This is a genomic window from Nocardia ninae NBRC 108245, from assembly GCF_007990755.1.
Lineage (GTDB): Bacteria > Actinomycetota > Actinomycetes > Mycobacteriales > Mycobacteriaceae > Nocardia > Nocardia ninae.
On record NZ_BJXA01000026.1, the window covers coordinates 24235 to 44010 of the forward strand.

19 protein-coding genes are annotated in these 19776 nt (G+C 66.2%); 16 read left to right on the plus strand and 3 right to left on the minus strand.

The genetic code is table 11. From position 1 onward, the window contains the following. Positions 1-223: 223 nt before the first annotated feature. From NN4_RS20180 to NN4_RS20195, 4 genes are all read left to right on the plus strand, one after another. Positions 224-1156 (plus strand): LysR family transcriptional regulator, encoded by a 933-nt coding sequence (locus tag NN4_RS20180; RefSeq protein WP_147133533.1) that lies wholly within the window; start codon positions 224-226, stop codon positions 1154-1156. A 153-nt stretch (positions 1157-1309) separates the two neighbouring features. Then, the gene (locus tag NN4_RS20185; protein WP_147133536.1) at positions 1310-2314 is read left to right on the plus strand and encodes an acyl-ACP desaturase; all 1005 of its coding nucleotides are present in this window, start codon (positions 1310-1312) and stop codon (positions 2312-2314) included. Between the two features lie 271 nt (positions 2315-2585). Next, positions 2586-3983: an HNH endonuclease signature motif containing protein gene (locus NN4_RS20190; protein WP_246180973.1), complete on the plus strand. Its 1398-nt coding sequence runs from the start codon at positions 2586-2588 to the stop codon at positions 3981-3983. Between the two features lie 373 nt (positions 3984-4356). Further along, on the plus strand, positions 4357-5025 hold the full coding sequence (locus NN4_RS20195) for a class I SAM-dependent methyltransferase (protein ID WP_246180976.1): 669 nt from the start codon (positions 4357-4359) through the stop codon (positions 5023-5025). Between the two features lie 36 nt (positions 5026-5061). Here the strand turns inward: NN4_RS20195 and NN4_RS20200 are convergent, their stop codons facing one another. Further along, complete coding sequence (locus NN4_RS20200; protein WP_147133542.1) at positions 5062-5283, minus strand: hypothetical protein; 222 nt, start codon at positions 5281-5283, stop codon at positions 5062-5064. Between the two features lie 234 nt (positions 5284-5517). Between NN4_RS20200 and NN4_RS20205 the strand changes: the two genes are divergently transcribed. Then, entirely contained in the window at positions 5518-5817 is a 300-nt protein-coding gene (locus NN4_RS20205; RefSeq protein WP_147133545.1) for a hypothetical protein, read from the plus strand. 111 nt (positions 5818-5928) lie between these two features. Here the strand turns inward: NN4_RS20205 and NN4_RS20210 are convergent, their stop codons facing one another. Continuing rightward, entirely contained in the window at positions 5929-7188 is a 1260-nt protein-coding gene (locus tag NN4_RS20210; RefSeq protein WP_147133549.1) for a PucR family transcriptional regulator, read from the minus strand. 127 nt (positions 7189-7315) lie between these two features. Here NN4_RS20210 and pruA point away from each other — a divergent pair, with 127 nt between their 5' ends. The 7 genes from pruA to NN4_RS20245 all read left to right on the plus strand — a co-directional run bounded on the left by pruA (position 7316) and on the right by NN4_RS20245 (position 15152). Further along, a complete protein-coding gene (gene pruA / locus NN4_RS20215) occupies positions 7316-8953 on the plus strand; it encodes an L-glutamate gamma-semialdehyde dehydrogenase (RefSeq protein ID WP_147133552.1) in 1638 nt (545 codons plus the stop codon). Beyond that, positions 8953-9921, plus strand: a complete 969-nt coding sequence (locus NN4_RS20220; RefSeq protein WP_147133556.1) for a proline dehydrogenase family protein — start codon at positions 8953-8955, stop codon at positions 9919-9921. Before pruA ends, NN4_RS20220 begins: the two co-directional genes overlap by 1 nt. 165 nt (positions 9922-10086) lie before the next feature. After that, positions 10087-11523, plus strand: a complete 1437-nt coding sequence (locus tag NN4_RS20225; protein WP_147133559.1) for an amino acid permease — start codon at positions 10087-10089, stop codon at positions 11521-11523. 127 nt (positions 11524-11650) lie between these two features. Then, positions 11651-12445, plus strand: a complete 795-nt coding sequence (locus tag NN4_RS20230) for an NAD-dependent epimerase/dehydratase family protein (protein WP_186818529.1) — start codon at positions 11651-11653, stop codon at positions 12443-12445. A gap of 195 nt (positions 12446-12640) precedes the next feature. Continuing rightward, a complete protein-coding gene (locus NN4_RS20235) occupies positions 12641-14035 on the plus strand; it encodes an amidase (protein WP_147133563.1) in 1395 nt (464 codons plus the stop codon). A 29-nt stretch (positions 14036-14064) separates the two neighbouring features. Then, the gene (locus NN4_RS20240) at positions 14065-14547 is read left to right on the plus strand and encodes a pyridoxamine 5'-phosphate oxidase family protein (RefSeq protein ID WP_371865682.1); all 483 of its coding nucleotides are present in this window, start codon (positions 14065-14067) and stop codon (positions 14545-14547) included. Between the two features lie 80 nt (positions 14548-14627). Then, positions 14628-15152: an Lrp/AsnC family transcriptional regulator gene (locus NN4_RS20245; protein WP_107656113.1), complete on the plus strand. Its 525-nt coding sequence runs from the start codon at positions 14628-14630 to the stop codon at positions 15150-15152. Positions 15153-15195: 43 nt separating this feature from the next. Here the strand turns inward: NN4_RS20245 and ald are convergent, their stop codons facing one another. Beyond that, positions 15196-16302 (minus strand): alanine dehydrogenase, encoded by a 1107-nt coding sequence (ald, locus tag NN4_RS20250; protein ID WP_107656112.1) that lies wholly within the window; start codon positions 16300-16302, stop codon positions 15196-15198. Between the two features lie 412 nt (positions 16303-16714). Here ald and NN4_RS20255 point away from each other — a divergent pair, with 412 nt between their 5' ends. The 4 genes from NN4_RS20255 (at position 16715) to NN4_RS20270 (ending at position 19764) form a co-directional block, all read left to right on the plus strand. Continuing rightward, positions 16715-17356: a GntR family transcriptional regulator gene (locus NN4_RS20255; protein WP_147133569.1), complete on the plus strand. Its 642-nt coding sequence runs from the start codon at positions 16715-16717 to the stop codon at positions 17354-17356. Next, the gene (locus NN4_RS20260) at positions 17356-18600 is read left to right on the plus strand and encodes an MFS transporter (RefSeq protein WP_147133572.1); all 1245 of its coding nucleotides are present in this window, start codon (positions 17356-17358) and stop codon (positions 18598-18600) included. Before NN4_RS20255 ends, NN4_RS20260 begins: the two co-directional genes overlap by 1 nt. Before the next feature lie 368 nt (positions 18601-18968). Next, positions 18969-19343 carry an RNHCP domain-containing protein gene (locus NN4_RS20265; protein ID WP_147133575.1) on the plus strand — a complete coding sequence of 125 codons (375 nt, stop codon included), beginning with the start codon at positions 18969-18971 and terminating at the stop codon, positions 19341-19343. Positions 19344-19353: 10 nt separating this feature from the next. Further along, on the plus strand, positions 19354-19764 hold the full coding sequence (locus tag NN4_RS20270; RefSeq protein ID WP_147133578.1) for an RNHCP domain-containing protein: 411 nt from the start codon (positions 19354-19356) through the stop codon (positions 19762-19764). Positions 19765-19776 lie beyond the last annotated feature (12 nt).

Genomic DNA, 19776 nt, shown 5'->3' on the forward strand with positions numbered 1-19776 from the left:
TATGCCTGGCACGCAACGTTTTGTCGCACCGGGTAACGGGTGTGCTTTCTGTGGTCGACCGCCGATGCCGGTGGTCGCGGGGTTCGCCGTAGCACAACCCGACATTCGAACGGGGCCGGTTCACCAGCCGGCAACGGCCTCGGCAACAGCCGTGCGACCACGGTTCATTCGGAGTTACTCGACACCGCTTACCTTTCGGGTACGCGGAAAGGGAGCCGGCGACATGGAGTTCCGACATCTGGTTTCATTCATCACGCTTGCCGAAGAGCTGCATTTCGGCCGGGCCGCGCAGCGTTTACATCTCACCCAGCCCAGTCTCAGTGCCCAGTTGCGGAAGCTGGAGAAGTCACTGGGTGTCCAGCTGGTCGCCCGCAATTCGCATGAGGTCAAGCTGACCCCGGCGGGGCGGGAATTCGAGAGCCGAGCACGGATCATCGTGGCCCAGCTGGACCGGGCCGCCCAGGTTGCGAAGGCCACCGCGGCGGGGCGGGTGGGTACCCTCGACATCGGTTACAACCTTCCGGCCAGCAGGCATGTGCTGCCGGACGCACTGACCGAGATGACCGAGCAGCACCCCGACATCGTGGTGTCGCTGTGGGAGAAGCGCACCGGGCCACAGCTGGCCGCGCTGGCCGATGGCTCGCTCGACCTGGCGCTGGTCTACGGACACCCGAGCAGCCCGGATTTCCGGTATCGGCGGCTGCTGCACCGGGTTCCGTTGATGGCGGTGGTCGGCAGGCGGCACAGGTGGGCCGAGCGGTCCGGGGTGCCGTTCGCCGAACTGGCGGGCCAGGAGTGTGTGCTGTTCGCTCGCGAACAGTGTCCGGCCATGTACGACTCCATCTTTCGAGCGGCCGCCGATACCGAGATCACCCTCTCGGTCGCACAGTCGGCGGACGATCCAGGAGCGACCGCCCATATGGTGTCGGTGCGCCCACTGGTCGGGTTCGCTTCACTGCCGCGCGCGATTTCGATGGGAATGGGTGCGCCGGGTAGCAGCTCGGTGGCGGTCAAACTGCTCGATCCGGTGCCGACGTTGGATTTGTACGCGGTATGGCGCGCGGACGCGACGAATCCGGCGGTCTCGCTCTTCCTGGAGTGCATTCGGTCCCCGGAAGCCGCGCACCTGGATCCAGCCCGCGCGTTGTCTGCCTAGTTCGCTCGGTTCCCGGCTGCCACCAGTTCTGGGGGCACCAGGATGGCCAGTTGAATTGCCACCTACGGATCCGTAGGCTCGCGGAGGTTGTCGCGCTGGCGGTCGTGCTCGAGCCAGCGCCAGGTGAGCCAAAACGTCTGAGGGGTAACGCAAATGGGGAGAAATCTCACCCAGCTCGAGCTGCTCACTGAGCTCGAGCCCGTCGCCGAGGAGAACGTCCATCGGCATCTGTCGATGGCGAAGGCCTGGCACCCGCACGACTACGTGCCGTGGGATGAAGGGCGCAACTTCGCCGCGATGGGCGGTGTCGACTGGGACCCAAGCCAGTCGCAGTTGTCCGAGGTCGCCAAGGCGGCGATGATCACCAACCTGCTCACCGAGGACAACCTGCCCTCCTACCACCGGGTGATCGCGGAGAACTTCTCGCAGGACGGCGCGTGGGGCACCTGGGTGGGTCGCTGGACCGCCGAGGAGAACCGGCACGGCATCGTGATGCGCGACTACCTGGTGGTTACCCGCGGTGTCGACCCGGTCGAGCTGGAAAACGCGCGAATGATCGCGATGACCACCGGATTCGATCCGCTGGCCGTGGCCAAGTACGGCACCATCGATCCCAGTGAGGTGCCTGACGCCGGGTTCCTGCTCGGGGTGGCCTACGTGACCTTCCAGGAGCTCGCCACCCGGCTGAGCCATCGCAACACCGGGCGGGTGTGCAACGACCCGATCGCGGACAAGATGCTGCAGCGTATCGCCGCCGACGAGAACCTGCACATGATCTTCTACCGCAACATGTGCGGCGCGGCCCTCGACCTGGCGCCCGATCAGGCGATCGAGGCAATCGCGTTGACGTTGATGAACTTCCAGATGCCGGGCGCGGAGAACCCGAACTTCCGCCGCTACGGGGCGCTGATGGCCAAACACGGCATCTACGACATGCGCCAGCACCTCGAAGACGTGGTGATGCCGGTGCTGCGCATCTGGAAGATCTTCGAGCGCAACGACTTCACCGCCGCCGGCGAGCAGACGCGCGAAAAGTTGGCCGAGTATCTCGCGAAGTACGAGCGGGACATGCTCAAGTTCGAGGAGCGGCGGGATCGGATCGCGGCGCGGCAGGCCAGTAAGCGTGACTCGGCGGCGCTCACTACTACGTTGCGCTGATTACGGTGTCGGGCTGAGCTCGGTGCTGGTCGGAGGTGAGCCCGGGTTGCACATCGTGTCGGCCCGAGTTCGGAAAGCTATCGCAGGCTGCATGCGTTCACACACCTCTTGAAGTGAAAACTTGCAGATCAGATGGGGTTTTTGCTGGCTTCGAATGGTTGGGGTCGATAGGGTTTAGTACATGAGTTCGAGTGGGGAGACGCAGCAGCGGCGGGTCGCCGATCCGCTGCTGGGGGCTGTCGCTGATCTCCTCGAACGGCCGTTGACTGCCATGTCCGACGACAAGATCATCGAGCTGTTGCGTGATGTCGAGCAGGCCACTCGGATGTTGGCGACTGTCGGGCATCGGTTGATTGTGGAAGCCTCGGACCGAAACCTGCCCAACCAGACTGGAACCGGCACTGCGAAGAAGTTCCTGATGCACACGCTGCGCCTGTCCAATGCCGAGGCGGGCGCGCGGGTTGCTGCGGCATTGTCACTCGGGTCTTGGCATGACATGGCTGGCGAGGTGCGGGCACCGCGCTTGCCGCGCACCGCGGCCGCACAAGTCGAGGGGGAGATCTCGGCTGACCATGCTCGGCAGATCGCAGCGGTGATGAAGCGTGTACCGGGTTCGACGGCGAATGCGGAATTCGAAGCCGCGGAACAGCTTCTGGCAGACTTCGCCCGGACCGGGTCGCCCGATGACATCCCCAAGGTGGGCGAGGCGATTCTTGCGTACTTGGACCCGGACGGGGAACGCACCGACGATACCGACCGGGCCCGCATGCGGGGGATCACCATCGGCCGTCAGCGTGCGGACGGGATGTCGCCGATCAAGGGTGAAATAACCCCGACGCTGCGTGCCCTGCTGGACCCGGTCATGGCGAAACTTGCCCGGCCCGGCATGAACAACCCTGACGATCCCGAAAGTCCGTCGGGTGCGGACGGGTTCGTGGATCAAGATCAACTTGCTGCCGCCGCCCGGCGCGACGCGCGCAGCGCTGCGCAACGCACCCATGACGGGTTTCTCGCGTTGCTGCGGCACTGTGTCGCGCCGGAGAAGCTGGGATCGCATCGCGGACTTCCGGTTTCGACGATCTTGACGATGAACGTTGCGGATGTCGAGAAAGCCGCCGGGGTCGCGACCACCGCGACCGGAGGCATGGTTCCGATCAGCGAGGCGCTGAAACTGGCCGCGGAGTCGGAGCCGTTCTTGCTGGTGTTCGACGCCGACGGCCTGCCGTTGCATTTAGGACGCACCAAGCGTTTGGCTTCTGCCGCACAGCGATTGGCGTTGATCGCTGCAGTACGCGGCTGCTCGCGTCCGGGTTGTGGTGCTCCCGCGAGTGTGTGCGCTATCCACCACGTTACGGACTGGAACAAGGGTGGGCCGACTGATATCGGCAACGAGACGCTGGCCTGTGACCAGTGCCATGCGTTGGTTCACGACGGGCCGGGCGGCTGGAAAACAGTTGTCCTCGGACCGGAATCGACGCACCCCGGTCGGGTCGCGTGGATCGGACCACCCCACATCAATCCCAGTGGACAGCCCCAAATCAACAATCGTCACCGCCCGGGCGAACTCCTCGCCGAAGCACTCTCGCGTATCCATGAGCGAAAACAGCACGAGGAGAATGAAAAGCATGAGCGGACGCGACAAGAGCAGCGGTTGACCGGCGCTGCGTAAGCCGCGCGGGGCTGGCGTCAGTGCGGCGCCAGCCGGGACGACCGGGCCGTCACGGCGGCCCGGCTGGCACCCGCGATAACAAACCCTTAACCGGCTACAGCACAAGCTATTTCGGCGCCTTGCTCCACTACCGTCGAGCATCGTGCGGCGCTGCCCTGGAAGACTGCCACGACAAGCCGCACTCGATTCGGTAGTTCGCAGGTTCGATCTCGTCGTATTCGTCGATCACCGGGGCTTACCGACGGCCTGTCATGATGTGCCCATGTCTTCGGATATGCCGTGCGATCCGGCTCTGTCGTCCAGTACAGCTCTGTCATCCGATCCAGCTGCGCATGCTCGCCACACTCGGGAGGAGTACGACCGCTTGGCGCCGGTGTGGTCATCTGCGACCGACACGGGACCCTTCAACGGAGGACTGGAACGGCCGGCGGTCCGTGAATTGGTGCCTGCCCCTTTGGACGGGGCGGCAGTACTCGACGCAGGCTGTGGCTCCGGCGCGCAATGCGAGTGGCTGCTCGATGCCGCTGCGGCAGTGACCGGTATCGACATGAGTCCGCAGATGGTCGAAGAAGCAGAGCGCCGCTGCGCTGGACGTGGAGGTCGTTTCTTTGTCGCTGATCTAGCCGAACCACTTCCGGTTGAGGCAGGTTCGTTCGACGGAATCATATGCTCGCTCACGCTGCACTACCTGCGTGACTGGACGATTCCGCTGCAATCGTTCGCGTCTGCATTACGTCCGGGAGGTTGGGTGGTGCTGTCCGCAGATCATCCGTTCGGGCCGCCGCTACCGACCCAACGTGGCGGGTATTTCGATACCGAACTCGTCAGCGATACCTGGACCAAAAACGGCGTCGAAGTCACCCAGCATTTCTGGCGCCGCCCGCTGTCTGCCGTCATCACGGACTTCAGCCGAGCCGGGTTTGTCGTCGACCGAGTAGCCGAACCTCAACCGAGCAGCGAAGCGCTCGAGCGTTGGCCCGACGAACTCGCTGGAGTCGTCGGAGTGCCGACCTTCATCGTGTATCGCTTGCTGAAGGCCTGAACACAGCAGGGGACACGCTGAAAATCCTGCGGCCTTTCAGTATCGGCGCAGGTTCTGCCGGTAACTCGCGAGCGCGGTTTTCGTGTTTCGCAGGTCGGCCGACGCTTTCGCCAACTGTCCCTGTGCGTGTTGGCTGTCGCGGGAGGTGCTCGCTCGATGAACCTCGGCACGACGTTGCCGTACGAAACCTTCCAACCGCGCCGACTCGCTTTCCAACCGCTTGATCTCGCGTTCGAGCCAGATCTTCTCGTCGGCCATATTCGCTCCCACTGTGTCGCGGGGTGTAGAGGTGGTTCCGCGCCGCCCAGACCCGCTGTCGTGTAATCACCCGAGTCTGGCAACCAGCGGCTACGGTGTCTGTCCCCTGAACATTCGACGTGCGACAGACCCACTCTGCGACGGTCGCACACTGAACGAGAAGCAAGCTCGCTGTCGCGTGGACGAGGGTGATGGGGGCGGGTAGGGTCTCCCCATTCTGATGAGGAGATCGTGATGAAAAGCATTGCCCTGCTGGCCGTTGGGGTTGCGCTGGTTTTGTCGGCGTGTAGTTCTACGACAAGCACGGATGCCGCGCCGACGACCGCGGTGAACGACGTGGTGCGGGGTAAGACGTGCGAGAACTACCTGCCGGTGTTGAGCAAGTTGAAGGCGGCCAGCGAGGAGTCCGCGAACAGGACGGCAGAGGACACCATCGCGCTCCTCCCCCAGTCCCCGCAATGGTCGACCCTCAGTGAGGCAGACCGCCAATCAACCATTGCCGGAATCAGGGACGCAGCCAAGGGAAAGTGCTAGCCCCGATCTGACCCCCTATGAGCGAGCAACTCGGACTCCAGCGAAACACCAAGCACGACGACGACGCCCTAGGCCATGCGGGGCACCTCGCACACTTCGAATCACCGCCGATCAGCGAGTCGAGGACCCGCCTTCTCGACCGTGTTCACGACGGTGCAGGGCCAGCTGGATTTCCAGCAATAGCCGGTCGGCGGGGTCGGTGAGGTCGATGCGGAGGATCTCCTCGACGCGACGGATGCGGTAGCGCAACGTGTTCGGGTGGACCTGGAGTGCGGTGGCTGCGTTGCGGACGTCGCCGTGTTCGCGCAGGTAGATGTCGACGCTTTCGCGCAAGCTGGCGGAATGCTTACGGTCGTATTCGGAGAGGGTTCGCAAGCGCGGGTCATGCAGTTCGGAGCGGGTACCGACGAGGTCGAGGATTTCGCCGAGCAGCACGGCGGTACGTGATTCGGCGAGGGTGGTGACCCGACCGCGCGGGTAGGTGGCGATGGTGCTGTCGAGGACCCGGTCGACCTCGCGCCTGGCTCCGGCCACGCTGCTCAGGTCAGGCACGGGGCAAGCGATGGCCGCGCGAAGCGCCAGCCCCCGTTTGGATTCGAGCTGCTCTACCAGCTGGCGCGTCCAAGCCGTAACAGCATGCGCGGCTTTATAACTGGGCAAAAGCACATAAACCCGGTCACCCAGCGTAGCCGTCACCGAGTCATTGCGAAATGAGCTGGCGCGCAGGCGAAGCATGCTGCCCAGCGCGGAAGGCTCAGTGGCGGGCGCGCTTTCGGTGGCGGTGAGCGCGAAGCCGACCACTGCGGCAGGCCCGGTCATCGGCAGGTTCAGCGCACTCGCCACGGACACGACATCGACGGACCCGCCCTCACCGAAAAGTCGTTGCACGAGCAGCGCTTCGGTGGACGGCGCGTCGAGGCTGCGCGAAATGAGGCGACCCGCGATGGCCGAGGCACCGCGCAGAATCTCCGCCGCGTCCGGCTTGAACGGCCGGGTGCCCTGCTGCAGCCAGATCGTGCCGAGTACCCGCGGCGCCCGCGCGGCGCCGTCGGCGGGATGCCGGATGCTCACCGCGAGCCTGCGCTTGATGTTCAACTCTTCGTGCTCCGGCACATCGATGACCTCGTCGGTCCGTCGCAGCCGGTCGAACACTCCCCACTTCCGCAGGACCGCCAAGTATTCGCGCGGCCCTTCCCTACCCAGGATCGACATCACCCGCATCTGATCGGCCGCCTCGTCGGAGGCCGAGTACGCCAGCACATGAGACTGCGGGTCTTCGATCGACACCATGCCACCCGCGTTCTGCGCAACGATCTGCGCCAAACCGAACAGGTCGATGTCCGCGGCAACAAGCCCACTATCAACAGCCACGTCTACGCCTTTCGGCCAACTCGACAACACACTCATCCCATCTTTGTCCTTTCGGCCCATTTCCCGGGCACTTTTCCGGTGTTGACTTCGGCTGACCTCACAAGTGCGACATCCAGCAGGAGGAACCATGGACGCCATCGTGTCCACACCGCGGCCGGTGAACGAGCCAGTCGGCACCTTCGCCCCCGGTAGTGCGGAACGTACACGGTTGCAGGCGAAACTGGCCGAACTCGGCGCGACCCAGACCGAGGTGCACCACGTCATCGGCGGTGAGCACCGGCGCAGTTCGGGCAAGACGATCAAGGTTGTGCAGCCGCACAAGCACGCCGCCGTGCTCGGCACCCTCACCACCGCGAAGCCCAGCGACGTCGAGGACGCGATCGCCGCGGCCACCGCCGCCGCCCCCGCCTGGCGCGCGCTGTCGTTCGAGGACCGGGCTGCGGTGTTCCTGCGGGCCGCGGATCTGCTGGCCGGGCCGTGGCGCGAAACCATCGCCGCCGCAACCATGCTCGGCCAGTCGAAGACTGCGTACCAGGCCGAGATCGACAGCCCGTGCGAGCTCGTCGACTTCTGGCGCTTCAACGTGCATTTCGCGCGCCAGATCCTCACCGACCAGCCGATCTCCTCCCCCGGCGTGTGGAACAAGGTCGAGTACCGCCCGCTGGACGGCTTCGTCTACGCGATCACCCCGTTCAACTTCACCGCCATCGCGGGCAACCTGCCGACCGCGCCCGCGCTGATGGGCAACACTGTGGTCTGGAAGCCGGCGATGACCCAGTCGGTCGCGGCGTACTGGACGATGAAGCTGCTCGAGGCCGCCGGCCTGCCGCCCGGTGTGATCAACCTGGTGAATGGTGCAGGCCCGAAGGTCTCGGACGTGGCCCTTGCGGACCGTCGACTGGCCGGCATCCACTTCACCGGCTCCACCGCGACGTTCCAGCACCTGTGGCGCTCGGTCGCCGCGAACATCGCCGACTACAACGCCTACCCGCGCCTGGTCGGCGAGACCGGCGGCAAGGATTTCGTCGTCGCGCACAGCTCCGCCGATCCCGAAGTGCTGACCACCGCCCTGATCCGCGGGGCGTTCGACTATCAGGGCCAGAAGTGCTCGGCCGCCTCCCGCGCGTTCATCCCGAAGTCGGTGTGGGCCAAGATGGGCCGCGATTTTCTCGACAAGGTCGCCACCCTGAGCTACGGCGACGTCACCGATTTCAGCCACTACGGCGGCGCGCTGATCGACAAGCGCGCCTTCGACAAGAACGCCGAGGCCATCGCCCGCGCCAAGGCCACCTCGGGTCTGTCGATCGCCGCGGGCGGGCACGCCGACGATTCGGTCGGTTACTTCGTCGACCCGACCGTCCTGCTCGGCGAGGACCCCACCGACGAGGCATTCCACACCGAGTACTTCGGCCCGATCCTGTCCGTGCACGTCTACGACGACTCGGTCCGCGGCTCCTTCGAGCAGACCCTCGACCTGGTCGACAAGGGCTCGCCCTACGCGCTGACCGGCGCGATCATCGCCGACGACCGCACGGCGATCGCCACCGCCACCGAGGGCCTGCGCTTCGCGGCGGGCAACTTCTACATCAACGACAAGCCCACCGGCGCCGTCGTCGGCCAGCAGCCGTTCGGCGGGTCGCGTGCCTCCGGCACCAACGACAAGGCAGGCTCGGCACAGAACCTGCTGCGCTGGACCTCCGCCCGCACCATCAAGGAAACGTTCGTCCCGGCCACCGATCACCGCTACCCGCACCAGGAGCTCTGATGGCCTTCTCCGCCCTGCTGCGGCCCGCCATGCTGGCCGCGTCCCGGTCGCCGCGCATGGAGCGCACCATCACCAGGATGCCGACGACCAAGAAGCTGGTCGACCGGTTCGTCGCGGGCGACTCCGCGGACCAGGCGGTGGCGGCGGTCGAAACCCTGCTCGGCTCCGGCCGCTACGTCACCATCGACTATCTCGGTGAGGACACCACCGAGATCGAGCAGGCCCGCACCACGGTCACCCACTACCTGCACATGCTGTCCGCACTGGCACGACTCGATATCACCGCGGACACGGAATCGGTTCGGCCGCTAGAGGTTTCGCTCAAGTTGTCGGCGCTCGGCCAGTCGTTGCCCCGCGACGGGCACGCGATCGCGCTGGAGCACGCGCACCGGATCTGCATGGCGGCGCAGGAGGCGGGCGTCTGGGTGAACGTCGACGCCGAGGACCACACGACCACCGACTCCACCCTCGGCATTGTTGGTGAACTGCGTGCCGACTTCCCCACTCTCGGCACGGTCCTGCAGGCGTACCTGCGCCGCACCGAGGGCGACTGCCGCGACCTGTCTGGCCCCGGCTCCCGAATCCGGCTGTGCAAAGGCGCCTACAAGGAACCGGCCTCCGTCGCGTTCCAAAGCCGGGCCGACGTCGACGAGTCCTACCTGCGCTGCCTGCGTCTGCTGATGCTCGGCGACGGCTACCCGATGGTCGCCACGCACGACCCGGCACTCATCGAGGCCGCACGCAACTGCGTCGAGACAACGCATCGCAAACCCGATGAGTTCGAGTTCCAGATGCTGTACGGCATCCGCGACGCCGAGCAGCGCAGGCTGGTCGACGAGGGCAACCATCTGCGCGTCTACGTGCCCTACGGCGATCAGTGGTACGGCTACTTCATGCGCAGGCTGGCCGAGCGTCCGGCCAATGTCGCGTTCTTCTTGCGCTCGCTGAAGCCCGGTAGCCAGCGCTGACGGGCGGCGCGGTCGCACCGCGCCCGTCCGGTTGGCCAACCACGCTGAACAATATTTGGCCAACTCGCCGATCACAGTCGCGCTGTGGTCGTATTTAGTAACCACAGCTCGAAGTGTGATCTGCGTTACGCATCGTCGCGGAGCGCGGAGGACGAAAGGAAGCACATGTCCATTGCGGAGTTGCGCAGTCAAATGCTGCGCCGCAAACCCATGGGGCAGATCGATGACGACAGCCCTGCCGATGAGCAGCTGGCCCGGTCGCTCGGCCTGTGGCAGCTCACGGCGATCGGCGTCGGCGGCATCATCGGCGCGGGTATCTTCACCCTCGCCGGCGCGGTCGCCAACTCCGTCACCGGTCCCTCGGTGCTGATCTCGTTCCTGATCGCCGGTGTCGCCAGCGCCGCCGCCGCGCTCTGTTACGCCGAGTTCGCCGGCATGGTGCCGAAGGCGGGTTCCGCCTACACCTACGGCTACGTGTCGCTGGGCGAGCTCGCGGGCTGGTTCATCGGCTGGGATCTGTTGCTGGAGTACATCGCCGTGGCGGCGGTGGTCGCCATCGGTGTCTCCGGCTACTTCAAGTTCCTGCTCGAGCAGGTGAACATCGATCTGCCCAACTGGATGCTGGGTGCGAGCGGTACCGGCGACGGCCATGTGGTCGACGTGTTCGCAATGTTGTTCTGCCTCGGTACCGCGTGGCTGCTGTCCCGCGGCATCCGCAGCGTCGGCCGGTTCGAGGCCGTCGCGGTGGCCATCAAGGTCGCCCTGGTCGTGCTGATCATCGTGCTCGGTGTCTTCCACATCGACAGCTCGAACTACACCCCGTACTTCCCGTTCGGCGGCGCCGCGGTGTGGACCGGCGCGGCCACCGTGTTCTTCGCCGTGTTCGGCTACGACGCGATGAGCACCGCCGCCGAGGAGTCGACGGACGGCAAGAAGCACCTGCCGAAGGCCATCCTCTACTCGCTGGCCATCGCGATCGTGCTGTACGTGCTGGCCACGCTGGTGCTGACGGGTATGCAGAAGTACACCGAGATCAGCCCGACGAGCGGTTTCTCCACCGCGTTCGAATCGGTCGGCATGCCCGGCATCGCGAACATCATCGCGATCGGCGCCATCGTCGGCATCGTCACCGTGGTGCTCACCTTCATGCTCGGCGTCACCCGCGTCTGGTACGCGATGAGCCGGGACGGGCTGCTGCCCGAGTGGTTCGCCAAGACGCATCCGGTGCGCAAGGTGCCGACCAGGGTGACCTGGATCGTCGGCATCGGCGCCGCGGTGATGGCCGGCCTGCTGGATATCACCGTGGTCGCCGAGCTCACCAACATCGGCATCCTGATGGCCTTCATCGTCGTCTCGATCGCCGTGATCGTGCTGCGGCGCACCAGGCCCGATGAGCCGCGCGAGTTCAAGCTGCCGTTCATGCCGGTGGTCCCGCTGATCGGCATCGGCTTCTCGCTGTACCTCATCTGGTCGCTGCCGTGGGAGACCTGGGCGCGGTTCGCGGTCTGGCTGGTCGTCGGACTGGCGGTGTACTTCGCCTACTCGCGCACGCACTCGAAGCTGGAGCGCAAGGGTTCGGCGGAGACGGCCGAGGTGATCTGAAGGAACTCCGAGGGGCACCGACGCCAGCTCCTCGGGCCGGTTGGGTGGGTCGGCCGGATGGCCACCCACCCAGCTTGTTTCTCGGCGACGTATCGGACGGAGGTGGTGCCGCGCGAGTTCTCAGCGAATTCTCGTCACCGGCGCAGGTGGCGGTATCGGCACGCTGCTGCGATCGCGCCTACGTCGCCCCCATCGCATCCTGCGCCTCTTGGATTCGACCGAACTCCCCACTCCCGCACCGGAAGAGCGCGTGGAGATCGTCACCGGGTCACTCACCGACGCCGACACCATGGCCGCTGCGTGCCGTGACGTGGACGCGATCATCCACCTCGGCGGGATCAGCCGTGAGGACAGCTGGGAACGTGTGCTCGCGGTGAATGTCGATGGCACGCATACGGTTCTGGAGGCCGCACGACAAGCCGGTATCTCCCGCATCGTGCTGGCCTCCAGCAATCACGCGGTGGGCTACCGGGTAGTCGGCGAGGCAGGCCCGGACGGTATTGCCGGCGAGGCCCCACCGCGGCCGGACACCTATTACGGATTCAGCAAAGCGGCGGTCGAAGCCCTGGGCAGCCTCTATCACTCGCGGTTCGGCATGGATGTGCTGTGCATCCGGATCGGGTCGTGCTTCGAGCGGCCGCATGACGTGCGCGGACTGTCGCTGTGGCTGTCCCCCGACGACTGCGCCCGATTGTTCGAGGCGTGCCTGAGCGCGAACAGCCCCGGCTTCCGGGTGCTGTGGGGCGTCTCGAAGAATTCGCGCGCGGTCGTCTCCCTGCGCGAGGCCGAAGAGCTCGGCTACCGCAGTCTCGACGATGCCGAGAAGTTCGCTCCGGAGATTCTCTCCGCGGGTGCGACCGCGCCGAAGCACATCGGCGGCGCTTTCCTGGAAACGCCGCTCGGCATACAGAATCCGCTCTGACCTGGCTTTCCGTAGCTAGTCCAGCTACCGATCCGGCATCTCACGCACCCAATTCGCCGAAACACTGAACTCTTTGTGATTCGCATCCGTATTGATTGCGAAATGGTCATACGGCTATCTACTGTCGGGGCTGCAACACGACGGCTCGGTCGTGCTGGTCACGCGACGCGGCGTGACCGAGAGGAGCAGTGGCAGATGGATCTCCAGGACGTCGTATCCGCAGGCGTGCTCGAACAGCGTGCGCTGCTGGCGCAGGGTGCACTGTCCACGCATGAACTCGTCGCCGCCACGCTGGACGCCATCGACGCGGCCGCGGATCTCAATGCTTTCACCCGCGTGTGCCACGAGCAGGCTCGCGCCGAGGCCATCGAGCGGGACCGGGAGCGCGCCGCAGGCACCGTCGGCCCGCTACACGGCATACCAATCGCGATCAAAGACGAGATCGACGTCGCAGGTTCGGTGACCTCCTTCGGCACCCGCGCCAACTCGACCCCGGTGCAGGCCGACGCCGAAGTCGTGCGCCGGTTGCGGGCCGCAGGTGCCGTCATCGTCGGTAAAACCACGATGCCCGAGTTCGGCCAGTGGCCGTACACCGAGTCGAGTACATATGGCGTGACCCGCAATCCGTGGGATCGAACCCGAACCACCGGCGGCTCCAGCGGTGGCTCCGCCGCGGCGGTCGCGGCGGGCCTGGTTCCGGTCGCGATCGGCAGTGACGGTGGCGGCTCCATCCGCATCCCGTCGGCTTGCTGCGGGCTCTTCGGCCTCAAAACTCAGCGCGGACGCGTGCCGGTCGCCCCCTTCGAGCATCTCTGGTGGGCGCTGGGCGTGACCGGGCCGTTGACCCGTGGCGTGCTCGACTCCGCGGTCGTCAACGACGTGATCCGCGGCAACACCCCCGGCGACCGGTTCACCGCACCGGACCCGGTGATGTCGTTCGAACAGGCCGCGCGGCAGACCACCACGGGTCTGCGGATCGGGTACAGCACGAAATCGCCTTCCCCACTGGCGAAGCCGGACCCGGAACATGTACGCGCGGTCCTCGACACCGCGACACTCCTTGCCGATCTCGGTCATTCCGTCTTCGAGGTGGATCCGCACTATCCGGAGTCCCTGCACGCCTTCTTCCCGCAGTTCTTCGGCGGGGTTCGTGCCGAAGTCGACCATGTCGAGCATCCAGAGTTGCTCGAACGCCGCACCCGCCAGACCGTCGCGCTGGGCGCGTGGGCCCGGCGGCCCGTCGTGGAATGGGCGATCCGGCAGGGAGAAGCCGTGGCGCACAAGGTCGATCGGGTATTCGCCGACTGCGACCTGCTGCTCACCCCCACCCTCGCGGGCCGCCCGCCACACATCGGTGTGCTCGACGGCGCGAATACGGTTCGCGCGCAACTGCGATCCATCCCGATGGTGGCGTACACGGCGCTATGGAACGTGACGGGTCACCCGGCGGCGTCCCTGCCCGCGGGCGTCGGCACGGACGGCCTGCCGCTGGCGGTTCAGCTGATCGGCCCGCGCAACGGCGAAACGACCATCCTCACGGTCGCCGCTCAGCTCGAACAGGCTCGCCCACATCCCCGTCCACTGGGCTGAAACCCGGTTCGGCGGCTATGGTGGCCGATGTGACCGAATTGGGCGATATCGCACCACGTTTCGTGGAGCTCGCGCACAGCATCGTCTGGTGCACCGTGTCCACGACCGATCCGGCCGGGCGGCCGCGCAGCCGCGTCCTGCATCCGATCTGGGAGTGGGACGGCCAGGAGCTGACCGGGTGGATCTTCACCGGTCAGACCCCCGCCAAGCTGGCCCACCTCGCGCACAGCCCGTATGTGTCGTGCAACTACTGGGTACCGACGCACGACACCTGCCTGGCGGAGTGCGCCGCCGAATGGGTGGGCGACCTCGAGACGAAGACCAGATTGTGGGAGCTCTTCCGCAGCACACCCCCGCCGCTCGGCTACGACCCGGGCGGCATCGGCGTCCCCGGCTGGAACGGGCCGGATTCACCGGGCGTCAGCCTGTTGCGCCTGCGTCCGTGGCGCCTACGCGTGTTGCCCGGAAAAGACTTCTTTAACGGCCTCCCCGCCACCTCGTGGCGCGAGTGAGCACAGTAACATTTCAGATTTATCGAAGATAATTCAGGACTAAGGCAGGATTTACGAACAAGATTCTGTACCGTCGAGGAATGCGGAAGAATGATTCACCCGGCGGCTCGACTCCACCCGCACCGCCGATCCACCCGCCCGCCGGTGTTCCGATCGATGATATCGACCGGATCCTGCTCGACCAGCTCGCGCGCGACGGCCGGATGACGAACAATGCGCTCGCCGCAGCGGCGGGCATCGCGCCGTCCACCTGCCTCGGCCGAGTGCGCGCCCTGGTGGAGCGCGGCGTCATTCGCGGCTTCCATGCCGACATCGATCCGGCCGCGCTCGGCCGCAGCCTGCAGGCCATGATCGCGGTGCGGCTGCGAGCCAGCGCCCGCCAGCACCTGGCCCAGTTCGGCGAGCAGATGTCGGAGTTCGAGGAGGTGCTCAACGTGTACTTCATCGCGGGCGCCGACGACTACCTGATCCACGTCGCCACCTCGCACACCGACGAGCTGCGCCGGTTCGTGCTGAACAACCTGAGCGAGCATCCGGCGGTCGCGTCCACCGAGACGATCCTCATCTTCGAGCACATGCGGCCGCGGACGAATACCACGACATGACAAGGGCGGCCGACCCACCGGTCGGCCGCCCTTGCGAAACGTGTTACGCAACCAGGCTTTCGGCCGCGTAACCGTGCGCGGCCGCGACGGAAGCGGACAGCAGCACACCACCATGCGTACTGAGACCGCTCGCCAGGCCCTGATCCGCCGCCACCGCCTCGCGCCAGCCGTGCTCGGCCAGCGAAACAACGTACGGCAGAGTGGCATTGGTGAGTGCGACGGTCGAGGTGTAAGGCACCGCGCCGGGCATGTTGGCCACGCAGTAGAACACCGACTCGTGCACCCGGTAGGTCGGGTCCGCGTGCGTGGTCGGACGCGAATCAGCGAAGCAGCCGCCCTGGTCGATGGCGATGTCGACGAGCACCGAGCCCGGCTTCATCTGCGCGACCAGATCGTTGGACACCAGCGTCGGCGCCTTCGCACCGGGCACCAGCACCGCGCCGATCACCAGATCCGCTTCGCGCACGGCCTTTTCGACCTCGAGCCGGTTGGACATGATGGTCCGCACCTGCCCCTTGTACTGCGCGTCGATCTCGCGCAGCCGGGCGATGTTCAGGTCGAGCACGGTCACCTCGGCGCGCATGCCGTGCGCGATGGCGATCGAGTTGCCACCCGCCACACCCGCGCCGATCACCACCACGCTGGCGGGCGGGGTGCCAGGCACGCCGCCCATCAGCACGCCGCGGCCACCGCCGTTGCGCATCAGGTGGTAGGCGCCCGCCTGCGGTGCCAGCCGGCCCGCGACCTCGCTCATCGGGGCGAGCAGCGGCAGCGATCCGTCCCGGCCGGTGACCGTTTCGTAGGCGATCGAGGTGATGCCCGAGCTCAGCAGCGCGTCGGTGCACTCCTTGGAGGCCGCGAGGTGCAGGTAGGTGAACAGCACCTGACCTTCCCGCATGCGTGAATACTCCTCGGCCACCGGCTCTTTCACCTTGAGCACCAGTTCGGCGGTGCCCCAGACCTCGTCGGCGGAGTTCAGCACCCGCGCGCCTGCGACGGTGTATGCCTCGTCCTCGAACGCCGATCCGCGACCGGCACCGGTCTCGATGTACACCTCGTGCCCACGGGAGACGAGCTCGTGCACACCGGCCGGGGTGATCGCAACCCGATACTCGTGGTTCTTGACCTCGCGGGGGACCCCGATCTTCACCTGCGCTCCTGAATGTCGATGGATGTCGATAGTCGATCCGCATAATATGGACCGTTACAGGTCAAATTATGAATATCATGCAAGATCAGGTCTAGATATATGAAGATAATTCTTTGAACTGGCCCAGGCGCGGTTGAATCCTCGGAACAGGTCCGGGCTGACGGCCCTCGCCCGCAAGATGTTCGACCAGCCGGCCGCAGAGCAGCCGACTGAAGGTTCGCGTGCACATCCCGGCAATCTCACACACGTCCCTCGACCTCACGCACGCCCTCGGCCGCACATCCCCTCGAACCTCGCGCACGTATTCACTGACCAGTTCGAGCGCACATCCGTGGCCCGCCGAATGCACGCAACCGCAGCGGTAACAAACCTCACAGTCGGTTCGCGATAATTCCTGCCTAAGATACAACTTGTGTCTAAGACGTATTCATCAGCCGAGCATGCCTACCGCGAGGTCAAGGAACGCATCCTGACCGGCGGTTTGTCCGGAGGCGAACTCATCAGCGAAGGCGAGATAGCCGCCGAGCTCGGCACGTCGCGGACACCCGTGCGCGAGGCCTTCCTGCGGCTGGAAACCGAAGGCTGGATGAAGCTCTACCCCAAGCGCGGCGCGCTGGTGGTACCGATACCGCCCGACGAGGCCGAGCACGTCGCCTACGCCCGCTATGTCGTCGAGGCGGCCGCAGTCCGTGCGCTGGCCGGCACCGACCGGACGGCACTGACGTCGCTGTTCCGTTCGTCGCTCGACCGGCAGCGCGAGCTGGCCGCGGCAGGCGACCTCGACCAGTTCGCCCTGGTGGACACCGACTTCCATCGCTCGTATGTGATCGCTGCGGGTAACCCACTGCTGGCGAGCTTCTACGATTCATTGCGCGAACGGCAGCGCCGAATGAACAGCGTCGCGCTACGCCGCGGCCCGATCGACATCGACCGGATCATCGAGCAGCACGCACACCTGGCCGGGCTGATCGAAACCGGAGAGGTCGACCGCTTCGCCACCGCACTGGCCGAGCACCTCTCCGGCGTGCACCAGCTAGAGCTACGGGGGCTGTGATGACGACGCTGACCACCGCGCTCCGGCCCACCCTCACCAAGCCCGCCACGAAGGCGTGGTGGGGTGTCGCCGCCGCGATGTTCGCCATCGCCTGGGGCGGCAACGAATTCACCCCGCTGCTGGTGATGTACAAAAACCACGGCCTGCCCGTCACGACGGTGGATCTGCTGCTGTTCTATTACGTCCTCGGCATCGTCCCCGCACTGTTGATCGGCGGGCCGCTGTCGGACCGGTACGGCCGCCGCGCGTTGCTGCGTCCGGGCCCGCTGATCACTGCGGCGGGCTCGCTACTGCTGGCATTCGGATCCGCTTCTGTGCCTGCACTTTCCGCCGGCCGGGTGCTGTGCGGGATAGCGCTCGGACTGGCCATGGCGGTCGGCAGCAGCTGGCTGAAGGAACTCGCGCAACCACCGTTCGGTCCCGCGCTGCCCGGCGGCACCGGCGCGCGGCGCTCGGCCATGAGCCTCACCGGCGGCTTCGCGGTCGGCGCAGGATTCGCTGGTGTGCTCGCACAGTGGGCGCCGTGGCCCAACACACTCGCCTATCTGATCAACGTCGCGCTGTGCCTGGTCGCCGCACTGTGGGTGGCGCAAGTACCGGAAACGGTAGTCCCCCAGAAAAACCCGGGTCGCCTGCGCGATGACCTGAAGGTACCCGCAGCCGGACACCGCAGATTCCGCTGTGTCGCACTGCCGGTCGCGCTGTGGTTGTTCACCTCCGCCGGCACGGCGTACGCGGTCATGCCCACCTTGATGGCGCCGCATATCCACGGCGCACCGATCGCGTTCTCGGCACTCGTCGGAGTCATCACGCTCAGTTGCGGTTTCGCGATCCAGTCCGTGGCCCGGCGGATCGACAAACCCGGCACCGCACGCGCGGCGGTCGTCTCACTGGCCTTCGTCACCTGCGGAATGATCACGGCGGCTTGGGCTTCCGCCGCACTGACGCTGTGGGCGACCCTGGCAACGGCCGTCGTACTCGGCGCGGGATACGGCATCGGCCTGGTCGCCGGACTCCAGGAGATCGAACGCATCGCCACCCCAGCCGATCTCGCCGGACTGACCGCAGTGTTCTACTCGGTGAGCTATCTGGGCTTCGGCGTGCCCGCCCTGCTGTCGTTCCTGCACGAGCAGCTGGGCTTCGGCTACCCCTCGATGTTCGCCGTGGCGGCGCTCGCGGCAGCAAGCAGCCTGACGCTCGCCATCCGGAACTACCGCGCTGAACCGCGGGCGACCTCCCGATAGGTTGGCCCATACCCGCCCCGTTGCCGCGCACGGTCGCCGGACGGTCGGCCGCAATCGCCATCGCCATTGCCATCGCCGACAAGACAGCGAGGCCGCCCGCAAAATCAGTGGCGACGGCGACCGACCCGTTGCTACGGTTGCCGCCGCGCTGGTAGAGCGCCCCAGAGATCGGTTTTGCCCGGGCTGACGGCCCACGGAAGAAAGAGTGTTTATGACCCGGACCGCGCCGAGCGCGCCTCACCGCGTGGCGCCGAGCCGTACCGGTTCCGCCCACGCCCGCACAGCCAACCGCCGCTAAATACTTCCGAGGCGCGCTCGGCCTGCTCCTGCTGTAACTGCATCAAGCCCTCAGCAAAGGAGTAATCCGGGTGTCAGACAACACCTCTCACGGTCCCAGCGCATCGCTGCGTACCGACACCTTCACCTGCGTGCGTTGCGGCCTCGTCGTGGCCACGCTCGCGCCGGACAACGGCTGGCGCAACCACTGCCCGAGCTGCCTCAACTCACGGCACACCCACGACCACGTCGAGGGTGGCACTTCCGACTGCCGCGCCAGAATGGCGCCGCTGTCGATTGCCGTGCTGCGCACCGGCGAATGGGCCGTGGTGCACCGCTGCACCCGCTGCCACGAGCTGGCGCTGCACCCCGTGTGCGGCGACGACAACCAGCTCATCCTGATGCGCATGGCGGTCCGCCCGCTCGCCGAACCACCGTTCCCCCTCGAAGTTTTCGGCGATCTGTAGGGGGTGCGGCATGCCACGAAGGAAACCGGCGGTCCGCCGCCCACAACGCACCAAGGACGTATTGCACGGTCGCGCAGGCGAATCCGGTGACGCGTTCCGCTGCGTCGGCTGCCGCATGGAGGTGCCCGTCACCGCGCCGGGCACCGCCCACCGCAACCACTGCCCGCACTGCCTGTCCAGCCGCCACGTGGACCGACGTGTCCCCGGCGATCGGGCCGAGCAGTGCCGTGGCCGGATGGAGGCGGTGAGCATGTCCGCCCGCGACAACGGCGAATGGCAGCTGGTCCACCAGTGTCTCGCCTGCGGGGCCCTGAAAGCGAACCGCATCGCAGGCGACGACAACGCCCTCGCCCTGATGCGAATCGCATTGCGCCCGTTGGCCGATCCACGCATCGGCCGCCGAGCGCTGCTCGCGCTGTGAACCAGCCCGGTG

Coding starts and splice junctions, on each gene's coding strand:
- NN4_RS20200 (WP_147133542.1), bottom strand. CDS start 5,283: ATGGCCGACGAGAAGATCTGGCTCGAACGCGAGATCAAGCGGTTGGAA.
- NN4_RS20270 (WP_147133578.1), top strand. CDS start 19,354: ATGCCACGAAGGAAACCGGCGGTCCGCCGCCCACAACGCACCAAGGAC.
- NN4_RS20220 (WP_147133556.1), top strand. CDS start 8,953: ATGGCCTTCTCCGCCCTGCTGCGGCCCGCCATGCTGGCCGCGTCCCGG.
- NN4_RS20235 (WP_147133563.1), top strand. CDS start 12,641: ATGGATCTCCAGGACGTCGTATCCGCAGGCGTGCTCGAACAGCGTGCG.
- NN4_RS20190 (WP_246180973.1), top strand. CDS start 2,586: ATGTCCGACGACAAGATCATCGAGCTGTTGCGTGATGTCGAGCAGGCC.
- NN4_RS20260 (WP_147133572.1), top strand. CDS start 17,356: ATGACGACGCTGACCACCGCGCTCCGGCCCACCCTCACCAAGCCCGCC.
- NN4_RS20205 (WP_147133545.1), top strand. CDS start 5,518: ATGAAAAGCATTGCCCTGCTGGCCGTTGGGGTTGCGCTGGTTTTGTCG.
- NN4_RS20245 (WP_107656113.1), top strand. CDS start 14,628: ATGCGGAAGAATGATTCACCCGGCGGCTCGACTCCACCCGCACCGCCG.
- pruA (WP_147133552.1), top strand. CDS start 7,316: ATGGACGCCATCGTGTCCACACCGCGGCCGGTGAACGAGCCAGTCGGC.
- NN4_RS20225 (WP_147133559.1), top strand. CDS start 10,087: ATGTCCATTGCGGAGTTGCGCAGTCAAATGCTGCGCCGCAAACCCATG.
- NN4_RS20185 (WP_147133536.1), top strand. CDS start 1,310: ATGGGGAGAAATCTCACCCAGCTCGAGCTGCTCACTGAGCTCGAGCCC.
- NN4_RS20180 (WP_147133533.1), top strand. CDS start 224: ATGGAGTTCCGACATCTGGTTTCATTCATCACGCTTGCCGAAGAGCTG.